Here is a 12,678-nt window from a genome sequence, read left to right on the forward strand (position 1 = left end):
ATGTTTTGAATGTTGTTTTATGAATTTGCCAAACGGATATTTACTTCAAAAAGGGAAATATAAGCTCAAGCAAGTTATAGGTCAAGGCGGCTTTGGGATAACATATAAAGGAATATGGCATACAGAGGTAAAAGGTTCTTTAGGTGCAATGAGAACAGAGGTACCTGTATGTATCAAGGAATATTTCTTTAAGGATTATTGTGTCCGTGATGCTTATTCTTTTCGAGTAAAAGTCCATTCAGATACAGGAAAGCTTTTATTTGATAAATTCAAGGAGAAGCTGATCAAGGAAGCGAAGATTCTCTCGGAAGTACACCATCCATATATTGTAAATGTTCTGGAAGTCTTTGAGGAAAATAATACGGCTTACATTGCGATGGAGTATATTGCCGGTAATTCTCTGAAAGATAAATTGGCTAAGGAAGGAATGTTGCCTGAGGCTGAAGTACTTCGATACATTCATCAAATTGGAGAAGCCTTGCAATTTGTGCATCAAAAGAATATACTTCACCTAGATATTAAGCCGAGCAATATTTTAATAGACAAGGATAATAATGCCCGTTTGATTGATTTTGGGGTAAGTAAACGATACGATGTAGGAGAACAGGAAACCAGTACAACCATGTTGACACTATCGAAGGGATTTGCTTCAATAGAGCAATATGATAATGAGGGAATCCAGTCTTTTTCTCCTTGCCCGGATATTTATTCTCTTGGTGCTACCATGTATAATTTACTGACAGGTAAAATTCCGACTGAATCAATTTTAAGGGCCACGCGTCCGTTAGCTAGACCTCGGGAATTGAATCCGGCTATATCAGAGCAAACCGAGCAAGTCATTTTGAAAGCTATGGAAATTATTCCGGCTAACAGATATCAGTCTGTTGAAGAAATGATGAATGCATTAGGTGGATCTGATTATAAAAAACTAGATGTATCAACTCCACAGGATCTCTTGGCCAGCGAAGGGGATGAAGAAACAACTTTGCTATATTCTTCTTCTCCGAAGGATGACCAGGAAGAAACTTTACTGAACGCAACAGATGAAGAGCTAGTTCAGAAAGTAAAAGAAAAAAAATCATCTCATAGCATGGTTGCTGTGACGACAAGTGTTCTCTTGCTGGTTGCAGGAAGTGCTGCTGGATTATATTATTATGAAGAGAAAAAGAATCCGCCCAAACAAATCGTGGATCAGTCGCTCATTAAGGGAAATGAAGAAGAAGTCGTGGCAAATGTATCTTTAGTTGATTCTATAAAGAAACAAAATGAAACATCTCAAACATCAGTTCCTAAAAAGAATGTTGAGACAACCACAGTAAAAGTAGAGAAGCAAGAACCTGTTCAAAAGCCTGTAAGTACACCTAAGAAGTCAACTGGTACCGAACAAGTATCCTCTTCTCCTAAAACAGAAAATGACAAACCAGCTATCGATAAGAAGACAACGGAAGATCAAAATATTACGATATCTCCACCTTCTAAAGAGCAGGTTCAGTCTTTTTACAATCGGTTGCTTGCATCCGGAAAAGAAAAGATGAATGCAAAAGACTATACTGGTGCGAAGAATGACTTTACTCTTGCAAAAGATCAGATGATCACAGAAGAAGTTATGCGTTTACTTATTGCTTGTGATGAAAAGATAGAAGAACAGCATATTACAGAAAGAAAAGCTCAGTATGAAGAGAAAATGCCATTTGGACGTTATACGATTGTAAGAAAAAAATCAAACAATCGATATGGTGCAATTGACAATGATGGGCAAGAACGTATTCCCTGTAAATACCTGAGCGTAGGAAAAGCTGATAAAGGTAGAGCTTTTGAACGTGAAGACAATTTGTATGACATATATGCTTCTGATGGTTCAATAATTACTAAAGGTGCAACTTATTATTGATAATAGGATTTTAATTATATGAAATTAATAAGAGTCTTGATAGTATTTATTTTGTTTCCCTTGTCTGCTTTGGCTCAACAGCAGACAGAATATAATCGAAAGGGAGACGAAGCCTTGAAAAGAAAAGATTATCGGGATGCAAAAATGTGGTTTGAAGAAGGTGTATCCTATTGTGATGCTTATAGTATTGACAAACTAACGGAAATATGGTTAATCAATGAGCGAATGAGACCATCAATGCGTAGTTTGATGAATAAGTGTCTGAACTGTTTAAATGTACGGGGAACAGAACAAGATACAACCGCAATGCATCAGTTAATTCTATATTATGAAAAAGGTATTGGAGCTCCGGCTAATGAAGAATTAGCACGTTATTGGACGGAGAAACTGGCTGAAGCTAGAAGACCTGTTGAATATATTCCTTATACTGCAGAACAGCTAGAAAAAGACAAACAGCCTATGAGCCTGTTCGTTGGTTATCATTATTCAATAGAAGCACCTTATGGTTTAACAATAGGAGGAATGAAAAAACATGTGGGTTGGTATGCCCGGTTTAAGACCAATATGGGATTTGACAAATATACCACAAAATGTTCCGATAGAAATGGAGGAGAAATTATAGATTTTTCGTCTGATCAGAGTTATTATTTTACCGGGAATAAGAAAAAGAACAGTTATGCGATAACTGCCGGTATAGTAATTAAATGCACAGACTGGCTCTATACGTCTGTGGGTCTAGGCTATGGATCTCGATCTTTATTATATGAATACCGAGTAGTAGATTATCAGACAGCAAAAGAAGAAGATGCTGCATGGGCAAAACATTTAGACGCATCGAAAGCTGGTGTTGCTGCCGATTGGGATATGATGCTAAAGTTTGGTAGAATTTTTATTAGTGCAGGCTGTAGTACAATCAACTTTAAATATGTTGACTTAAATGCTGGCGCGGGAGTTTTCTTTTAAGATAAGAAAGGATGAGATATGAATAAATATTTACGCTATATTTTATTACTCATAGGCACGAGCAGTCTTATCGTTACAAGCTGTGTTGAAGATCCAGAAATGTCAACAGACATCCGAAATGCTTCTGCTCCTGAAGTTATTTTGCTAACGGGAGTTGAAGAAGGATATGACATACAAAAAACTGCGACAACAATAACTATAGAAGGAGAAGTTTTAAGTGCAAACGGTGCTCCTGTTGAGAGTTATGGCGTTTGTTGGGGAACAGAATCCAATCCGACAATAGAAGCTGGCGATACAGTAATTTCTGGTAGAGGCCTCGGGAAGTTTTCAGCCACTGCCATTTCTTTAGAGAGTGATCAAGAATATTACATTCGTCCGTATGCTACGAATATAAAGGGTACTAGTTATGGAGATGAGTTATTAGTCTCTACAACAAATGGACTTGGAGTGGTCCGAACATTACTCCCAATCGAGAAAGACATAAAGGCTACCAGCATCATCTGTGGTGGAAAGATTGTAGATGCAGGAGAAGGTGATATTGAAGAAAGAGGAGTTCTCTTAACTACCCAAAAAGAGGATGAGAATGCTCATGAATATCCTTGTACGATGGAAACGGATTCTTTCTATTTGGAAATTACAGATCTGAAACCTCTTACAACATATTATATCCGGGCATACGTTAAAAACACATTCGGTCGTTTTGTAGGAGATTGGCAAACAGTAAAGACAACTGATGGGAAGCCAGTATTTTCATCCTTTAGAATGTTGTCTAAGGATTATACTTCAGCAGACTTTACAGCTATCCTGAAATCGCAAGGAGATTCAGATGTTAAAGCTTGTGGGTTCTGTTACAGCGATGTGAATGAGATTCCATCATTAGATGATAATAAAGTAGCTTGTGAGTTACAGAAAGATTCAGTAATCACAGGAAAGCTGGAAGGTTTAAAACAGCAGACACGGTATTATGTTCGTGCATTTGCAGAAAATTCTTTTGGAATTTCTTATAGTGCAGGCGATCCTATTGTATTAATTGTGAAAAGTCAAGCGCCAACAGTAACTACTACTGATATTAAAGAGACTGATTTATCTGCAGGTTCGGTTTCTGTGAGCGGTATTATCCAGGATAAAGGAGAAAGTGATATTATTGATGCAGGATTCTGTTGGTCTACTAAAACAGAACCTACAATTGCAGATAATAAACTATCAGTTTATCAAGGAGACAGTTTGATCTCTGGAGTAATAACGGGACTGAAGGGCGGAAATACCTATTATGTTCGTGCTTATGCTACGAATGCAGCCGTCACTTCCTATGGAGAAACAAGAGAGGTCAAAACACCCAATATCATTGAAACATTAGCAAAATACGCTGGAGAAAATGTAACAGAAGCATCTTCTTGTGTTAGTAACGGAGTTGGTTATGTTTTTGGTGGAGATTTGGGTGGAACCCGTTCGAAGGAATTATATGCATATAATTGGGAAACGGATACATGGCAAAATAAAGCCTCTGCAAAGGTTGGTGTGAAAGGCTCAGCCTTTTTCCCTCTAAATAGTTTTTCTATTTTAAGTTTGGGAGGAAAGGATGATCAGGATGCGGTGTCTAATGCTTTTTATTATTATTCGGTTCAACGTAATGAATGGAAAATATTAGGACAGAATGACTCTCCAATTTATCTTTATGATGCTGCCGGAATTTCCATAGATAATGATGCCTACTATTTTGGAGGAAGTGCCAATGATACGATTAATTCTAAGATTTTGAAGTTTAGTGGTTGGACAGAATCTTGGACCGAAGTAGGTACATTCCCCGAAAAACAATTGGGAAGCGTCGTTGAAGAAATCAATGAAACAGTGTATGTTGGTTTAGGAATGACAGGAACCGGACTTTCTGGAGTATCTTATAGTAAACGCTTATGGTCTTCTGCATCATCTGATATGTTGTCATGGAAAGAAAAAGCTTCTTGTCCGACGGAAGCTCAAGGTATTATTTGTGGAACAAATGTTGGAGGCAAATTATATGCTTTGGATACAAATTTAAGTATGTGGGTCTATGATCCAACAAATGATGCGTGGACAAAGAAGAATACATCGTTTGTTTCAACATTTTCTACGGATAATCTGAACAGTCTGTTTATGTTCTCTATGAACTCCTATATTTATATAGGTATAACAACAGGTTCTAAAACATTCATTAAATATGATCCGCAATGGGATAATTGATTATTATGGATAGAACAGAAGTATTAAAGGAAATACAAAACAATGTTGCGTTATTATCTAGGGTAGATGCTCCAGAGTATAAATACATCCCTTTACATCAGAAACCTTCGCCTTCGGTCGTACGAATACAATCCTTGATGAATTTACTTCGTTCTGTCATTTTCCCTGGTTTCTTTGATGATGTTCAAGAGATCCGTAAGGAATCTTTACCTTATTATTTAGGGGTCTACTTAGAACAGATATATGATCTGCTTCATGAACAGATCTATTATGGCTTATGCTTTGAGAAAGATGATTGTGCTTGTTCGATGAAGCAAAAAGCATCTGATATGGCTATGGCTTTTATCAATCGGATTCCTCATGTGAAGTATCTGTTATCGACAGATGTGAAGGCAATCTTAGACGGTGATCCGGCTGCTAAAAGTGTTAGTGAGATTATCTTTTGTTATCCGGCTATTTTAGCCATGTTGCACCAACGGGTAGCGCACGAATTGTATGTACAAGGAATTCCCGTATTGCCTCGTATTATAACTGAAATGGCTCACTCCAAGACTGGCATTGATATTCATCCGGGAGCTTGTATTGGAGAGTATTTCAGTATGGACCATGGAACAGGTATTGTGATCGGTCAGACTGCCATTATCGGGAATCATGTTCGTCTATATCAAGGTGTGACCTTAGGAGCCAAGAGCTTTACTTTGGATGATGAAGGTCTGCCAATGGACGTACCACGACATCCGATTATTGAGGATGATGTGACAATCTATTCGAATGCCTCCGTTTTAGGAAGGATTACTATTGGTAAAGGATCTATTATTGGAGGTAATATTTGGTTAACACACAGTGTTCCTCCTGGATCAAAGATTGTACAATCTCGGGTAGTTGAAGATAATTTCCATGCTTTATAAAGTTCGTTGTCTGAAGTGGTATACAAAGAATAAGTATTCCTTGCAACTTGTTTTTTGTGCACTCATTCTTTGGATTTGTTTGATGCACTTGTGGATACCAAAACCACTTATCTCTAAACCTTATTCCACGCTTTTATATACGACAGAGACTTCAGGAAGAGAAGTATTATTGGGCGCACGAATTGCTTCTGATGGGCAATGGCGTTTTCCTTCAGGTTCGGAAGTCCCAGAAAAGTTTGCCGTTTGCCTGACACAATATGAAGACAAACGGTTCTGGCATCATCCGGGAGTTGATCCTTTTGCTTTGATGCGGGCTGTGCAGTTAAATCTGACACAAAGCCGAGTAGTGAGTGGTGGTAGTACGCTTACAATGCAGTTGGCCAGGATTGCCCGAGGCAATCAATCGCGTACAGTTGGACAAAAAGTCATAGAAATGCTGTGGGCTCTTTATCTGGAGTGTTCCTACAGTAAGGCGGAGATCTTACGGATGTACGCATCAAATGCGCCATTCGGAGGAAATGTTGTGGGAATCGAAGCAGCTGCCTGGCGCTATTTCGGCCGTGAGGCGAAAGATTTGTCATGGGCCGAACAGGCAACATTGGCAGTACTTCCGAATTCTCCTGCACTGATTCATCCCGGACGGAATCGGGCGGAACTGAAACAGAAACGTGACAAGTTGCTCTTGCGTCTTTATGAGAAGCATATTCTGGATAAAACAGAGTACGAATTGGCTTGTATGGAAACTTTGCCTGAAAAGCCATTACCTTTACCAAACGAGGCTCCGCATTTATTGGAAAGGCTTGCTATAGAAAAGCAAGAGAACCGAATTCATACGACGGTTGATCCTACATTACAACAGCAAGTGCAACGGCTGGTAAATCGATATGTAGCCGACTATCGTTCTAATCATATTTATAATGCTGCCGCTTTAGTCGCCGATGTCGAGTCTGGCAAGATCTTAGCCTATGTAGGAAATGTGACAGACCAGAATATGACAATCGGTCATGGTTACCAAGTGGATGTTATTACTTCTCCACGCAGTACGGGTAGTGTATTGAAGCCTTTCCTTTATGCGGCCATGCTGAACGATGGACTTATCTTACCGGGCACCTTGATTGCCGACACACCTTTGAATATTAATGGTTTCACGCCTCAGAACTTTAATAAGACATTTTATGGGGCAGTGCCAGCTCATGTAGCGATTGAGCGTTCGCTAAATGTACCGCTGGTCCGGATGCTTTCACAATATAATACCGGAAGGTTCATGTCGCTGCTGAAACGATTGGGTATGACAACCTTGCGTTTTTCGGAAGATCATTACGGGGCATCGCTCATCTTGGGTGGAGCAGAAGGTTCTTTATGGGATTTATCAGGTATGTACGCTTCGTTAGCCCGTATGTTGAGTCATTATCGTTCATACAACGGACGATATGATCGTTCAGATATTCATCCGTTGACAGCATATCCTGTGGAGGAAAAGAAACCGATTCGTTCTGTAACGGATACTCGACTGGCTGACGAATCTCTTTTATCATACGCCTCTTTGTGGTTTATGTTCGAAGCGATGTCGGGGCTGAATCGTCCGGAAGAAGAGGCCGACTGGCAACAATTCTCATCGATGAAACAGGTGGCTTGGAAGACAGGAACAAGCTATGGTGGGCGTGATGCCTGGGCCATCGGCGTGACTCCTCGTTATGTCGTAGGTGTTTGGGTTGGCAATGCAACTGGTGAAGGGCGCAGTGGTTTAACGGGAGTAGGATATGCCGCACCTATTTTATTTGATATTTATTCCTTATTGCCAGATGTTCCTTGGTTTGACCAGCCGTATGATGAATTGGAAGAGATAGCTGTTTGTCGGCAAAGCGGACATAAAGCATCTGCTATTTGTGACGAAGTGGATACGGTTTATATTCCACGTACAGGCATAGCCACAGCGGTGTGTCCTTATCATCGTATCGTTCATCTTTCTCAAGACGGCCAATACCGTGTGAACAGCTCCTGCGAATCAGTAAGCCGGATGCAAGAACGTTCGTGGTTTGTGTTGCCACCGGCACAGGCTTATTATTATAAGAATTACCACGTCGAATATCAAGCGTTACCACCATTGAAACCGGGATGTGAAGAAGATCAATCCCGGCAAATTGCTATCCTTTATCCTGAACACCAGGCAGTACTCTACCTGCCAAAAGGATTTTCGGGAGAGCGGGAGAAAGTTGTCATGAGAGCAACCCATGCCCGGTCCGACGCCACTTTGTATTGGCACTTAGATGATGTATATCTGGGTGAAACACGTCAGATACATCAGATGGCTTGCCTTATCGAACCCGGAAATCATATACTGACTTTGCTGGACGAAGACGGGAACCGCCGAAGTATCTTGTTTGAGGTACGCAAATAGGCATCTTATCAGAGACACTATATCGAGATATGAAAGGTTAACATAGATAAGAAGTCCAACCCTGAACAAGCAGGATTGGACTTCGTTAATAGGATATGGTTGGAAAAGTGTTATAAACAACTTTTCTCCAGTATTTCATCAATCAGTTGTGGAGCGATCCGACTAATAGGCAGGAAAGGTGCAGGCTCATTCGTATAAGGTGCTATATTCTTCCGAAACCAGGCGATAGTTTGCCATTTTCCGCATTTGTAACCGGCCTGCTGAAAGATTCCTTCCGTCGAGAATTCCATACTTTGATGCAAATGAACACTCCGCTCATTCGGGATCGTCACGCAACTGAATACATTCCGGATACCTTGCAAACGAAGCAATTCAATCAATGTCTGGCACATTTTCTTTCCTAAACCTTTTCCGGTGAATCCTTGCCGGATGTAAATGGATATTTCAGCATTCCACTGGTAAGCTGCCCGTTCCATGTGACGGTGTGCATAAGCGTAACCGATGATCTGACCATTCATTTCACAGACAAAATAAGGATACTCGGCAGCTATACTTCGAATCCGTTGTTTGAAGTCTTCTTCACTCGGAACTTCATATTCAAAGGAAATAGCACTGTCCACCACATAGGGCGCATAAATTGTCAGGAGCTGGGCAGCATCGTCTTCTGTCGCTCTTCTAAACCGGAAAGCGTTCATATCTTTACCTTCACTACTATTTTACGAATCATGCCTTCACCAATACCGGGTGCATGACCATCTTCCGGGAAGAAGATAACAAATTGTCCCGGATATATACGGGTTACAGTGGTTGGTTTATCAATGAAGAAAGCAATGTCTTGTTCTTCATTATAAGGCGAAGCTTCTTCCAGCAAGTCGCAAGTTGCTTTCCAGCCAATCTGTTCTACTCCTAATAACGGGATTTGAATGTCAATGTATTTTTTATGGATCTCAATAGAAGCATCTTGGGCGTTTTTACCATTAAATGTTTGGATGTTGACGTACAAATCATCACCTTCAATATCGTGACGTCCGTCTTCCATCTTTGAGAAATCCGTGTTCTTTATATATTCGAATGCTTTGGCAAACAGGGGACTGATGCCCTCAATCCGTTTGGTATCATTTAATGAAGCTTGAATCATAATATAAGTTGATTTGATAATTATTACTCGACAAAAGTCGGACTTTCTATTGTTAAATACTATCCGGAAATATGTAAATGAACCTATTTTTTCTCTAAGAATGTTATTCTGAATAATACTCTTTAAAAGCTGGCAAAGTCAAGGTCTAGGGATATAATTTACCCTCTTCCTGACGCGATAATCGTCGAAGAAGAGGGTAATTAACTTCGAATCATTTATTCATTAGAGACCACTAAAATCAATTCCTTCGAAATGTAAGCTTGGTATTCTCCAGCTGGAAGACTGGCGTGGATCATTTCCTACTTCAACCAGTTGATTCCATAACTTCAGCATATTACCCGTTACATTCATTTCTGAAATAGGCTGCACCATTTTGCCTCCTTCAATGAGGAATCCTTCAATACCATAAGAGAAGTCTCCTGTAGTACTATTGCAGTTTCCACCATTAAAGCCTGTCACCAGAATACCTTTGTTAACTCCGGCAATCAATGCCTCCAAATCTTTATCGCCCATATCAATTGTCAAGATAGAAGCCGAAGAAATCGTCGGATCTATGCCCATCTTATTGGCACGATAGGTGTCGATGAAATAAGTCTTTAATACACCGCCTTCAAAGATAGACATTGGTTGAGTAGCCACACCTTCGTTATCGAAATAACGGGCACCCGGAGTTTTAATCAGATGCGGTTCGTCTTTCAACGTCACTTTATCGCCTAATACTTTCTGATTCAACTTATCAATCAGGAATGAATTCTTCTGTTGGATAGAAGCACCATCAATCGCATCCATAATAGGAGAGAGCAAACGAGCTGAATTCATGTTATCGACAATCATATCATAACGACCTGATTTTGTCTTCTTCTGTCCCAGTTTACGTAATACTCTTTCCAAAGCCTTCGTTCCGATTCCTTCTTTAATCATCTGGTCATAGTAAAGAGCCGAATCATACCAGTAAGATTCCGGACGGGCTTCACCTTCTCCTTTGATACTTACACTTCCAACCAGACTAAAGGATGAAGCAGAAGTTTCACCTTCAAAACCGTTGCTGGTGATCATATACTTAAAGTCCTTTTCATCACCATAGGAAGCTGAAGCAGAAATGACGCGTTCATCTTTTCCCATCATTTCTTCACAAGTCTTCAACGCCAGATTCTTCTTGTCGTCTGGCTGAATATTGTCAAAATTCGGGTCGATCAACTGCAGATCCGGTTTTCCTCCTTTATAATAGCGGCTTTCATCGGGTAATGTCCGAGCCTTATCTTCTGCCAAAAAACGTGTAGCATCAATATTGTCTTTAATAAACTTTTCCAGTTCCTGCTTATCAAGACGATTGGTTGAGAACGAACCGAAACGGCCATCCACATACAACTGTACAACCAAAGAGTTTTCTGAAGCCTGATGCAAGCGGTCTATTTTCATATCTCTGATTTCGAACGAAGTACTTGAACCGCTGTACAAGCTTACTTTTGATGCCTGGCAACCATTCTTCAAGGCATACTCCATGGCCCATTGTGCCAGTTTCTTATTTTCATTTGTAATCATGATGTTCTTCTTTTGAGTTGTTCTACTTTAGTTTTCACCACCCACTGTCAGCTTACTTACCAATGCAGAAGGCATACCACAGGTTACCGGACAAGACTGGCCATCTTTACCGCACGTCCAAGTTCCATCGTCCATCTTATAGTTGTTTCCAACCATCGTAATATCGGCCAAAGCTTTCGGACCGTTACCAATGATGTTGATGTCTTTGATCGGCTGTGTCAGTTTTCCGTTCTCAATCAGATAACCGTCTTTAACGAAGAATGTAAAGTCGCCGGCACCGATTTGTACCTGACCATTCGTAAAGCTGCTGGCGTAGATACCGTTCTTAACCGATGCAATGATTTCTTCTTCCGTAACATTACCCGCTTCCATATAGGTAGCACGCATACGAGGAATCGGAATCTGACGGAAGTTCTCACGACGTCCGTTACCTGTTGACTGGATTCCATAATGCTTAGCACTGATCCGGTCGTGCAGATAACTGGTCAGAATACCTTCATGTACGATATACGTCTTTTGACCTTCTATTCCTTCATCATCAATGTTTACAGAACCACGGTTGAAAGGAATTGTTCCGTCATCTACTACATTAATATGCTCGTCACATACTTTCTTATTCAACAAGTCAGAGAAGATAGACGTCTTTTTCCGGTTAAAATCGGCTTCAAAAGCATGACCGATGGCTTCATGTAACAGAATACCTGAACCTCCGGCACCCATTACCACCGGCATTTCACCACCTTTAGGCTTGATTGCCTGGAATAGGATAGAAGTCTTTTCTACAGCTTCTTTAGCCAATGTATCCAGCAGTTCATCTGTCAGGAATTCTGTTCCCATCCGATAAGAACGAGATGCATACGAATTCTCAATCCGTCCGTTGTCTTCCATTATACAAACTGCGGACAAAGAACACATCGGACGATAGTCATAATACATTTGTCCTTCCGTGTTACAGAAGAATATATGGGATGTTGAATCACTCAGGAAAGCTCTTACTTTATGGACACGTTTGTCGAGTGCAAAAATCTTGTCGTTCAACTTTTGCAAATACGGCATTTTGTCTTTCACGGTAAAAGATTCCCACGGAGCCTGCACATCGTAGTACGAACCTTTGGGCTTAACTTCTGTCAATGCAGCAACGTTCTTGTTCGTATTATTACTATCGGCAATGCGGGCTGCTGTGCGCGCCGCTTTCAACATTTCGTCGAGGGTAATGTTTTCTACATAGGCATATCCGGTTTGGTCGCCTGACAAAACGCGGACACCCATACCAAAATCAATATTCGATTGTGCATTATTCACGGCTCCGTCTTGCAACTGAATTCCGTTATTTAATGTGTGTTCGAAAAACAAATCAGCATAATCGCCACCTTTTTCCAAAGCGGCAGCCAAAACTTTCTTTAAATCACTCTCTGATACTTTAAAATGATTCATTCCAAAGGCTATTCCTGCAGCCTTTGTTGCTTCTGGCGATGTACAACTTGCCAAAAACGAGGGGGCAACTAATGATCCTAGCACAAGCATTCCTCCTGATTTGATAAAATCTCTACGATTAATATTCATTACTGTCCATTTTTTGCATATGCAAAGAAACATTTTTATTGGCAGATAAGCAATTTAA

At 40.4% G+C, this 12,678-nt stretch carries 9 protein-coding genes; 5 read left to right on the plus strand and 4 right to left on the minus strand.

The features are described from left to right. Nucleotides 1-19: 19 nt before the first annotated feature. The 5 genes from MUN53_RS00445 to pbpC all read left to right on the plus strand — a co-directional run bounded on the left by MUN53_RS00445 (nucleotide 20) and on the right by pbpC (nucleotide 8,377). Entirely contained in the window at nucleotides 20-1,891 is a 1,872-nt protein-coding gene (locus MUN53_RS00445; protein WP_243322931.1) for a serine/threonine protein kinase, read from the plus strand. A gap of 18 nt (nucleotides 1,892-1,909) precedes the next feature. After that, nucleotides 1,910-2,854 carry a hypothetical protein gene (locus MUN53_RS00450; protein ID WP_243322933.1) on the plus strand — a complete coding sequence of 315 codons (945 nt, stop codon included), beginning with the start codon at nucleotides 1,910-1,912 and terminating at the stop codon, nucleotides 2,852-2,854. Between the two features lie 18 nt (nucleotides 2,855-2,872). Further along, nucleotides 2,873-5,071: a Kelch repeat-containing protein gene (locus tag MUN53_RS00455; RefSeq protein WP_243322934.1), complete on the plus strand. Its 2,199-nt coding sequence runs from the start codon at nucleotides 2,873-2,875 to the stop codon at nucleotides 5,069-5,071. A 5-nt stretch (nucleotides 5,072-5,076) separates the two neighbouring features. After that, on the plus strand, nucleotides 5,077-5,979 hold the full coding sequence (locus MUN53_RS00460) for a serine O-acetyltransferase (RefSeq protein ID WP_243322935.1): 903 nt from the start codon (nucleotides 5,077-5,079) through the stop codon (nucleotides 5,977-5,979). A gap of 82 nt (nucleotides 5,980-6,061) precedes the next feature. Continuing rightward, nucleotides 6,062-8,377, plus strand: a complete 2,316-nt coding sequence (gene pbpC, locus MUN53_RS00465; protein WP_243323006.1) for a penicillin-binding protein 1C — start codon at nucleotides 6,062-6,064, stop codon at nucleotides 8,375-8,377. A 110-nt stretch (nucleotides 8,378-8,487) separates the two neighbouring features. On the opposite strand, the gene MUN53_RS00470 is transcribed toward pbpC, so the two are convergent. The 4 genes from MUN53_RS00470 to MUN53_RS00485 form a co-directional block, all read right to left on the minus strand. Continuing rightward, nucleotides 8,488-9,072, minus strand: coding sequence for a GNAT family N-acetyltransferase (locus MUN53_RS00470; RefSeq protein WP_243322936.1), 585 nt, complete (start codon nucleotides 9,070-9,072; stop codon nucleotides 8,488-8,490). Then, nucleotides 9,069-9,515 (minus strand): YhcH/YjgK/YiaL family protein, encoded by a 447-nt coding sequence (locus MUN53_RS00475; RefSeq protein ID WP_243322937.1) that lies wholly within the window; start codon nucleotides 9,513-9,515, stop codon nucleotides 9,069-9,071. Before MUN53_RS00475 ends, MUN53_RS00470 begins: the two co-directional genes overlap by 4 nt. Nucleotides 9,516-9,737: 222 nt before the next feature. Beyond that, the gene (locus MUN53_RS00480) at nucleotides 9,738-11,057 is read right to left on the minus strand and encodes a TldD/PmbA family protein (protein WP_022457258.1); all 1,320 of its coding nucleotides are present in this window, start codon (nucleotides 11,055-11,057) and stop codon (nucleotides 9,738-9,740) included. 27 nt (nucleotides 11,058-11,084) lie between these two features. Further along, nucleotides 11,085-12,620 (minus strand): TldD/PmbA family protein, encoded by a 1,536-nt coding sequence (locus tag MUN53_RS00485; protein ID WP_022457259.1) that lies wholly within the window; start codon nucleotides 12,618-12,620, stop codon nucleotides 11,085-11,087. Nucleotides 12,621-12,678: the final 58 nt, after the last annotated feature.

This window comes from Parabacteroides faecalis, from assembly GCF_022809355.1.
Taxonomy (GTDB): Bacteria; Bacteroidota; Bacteroidia; order Bacteroidales; family Tannerellaceae; genus Parabacteroides; species Parabacteroides faecalis.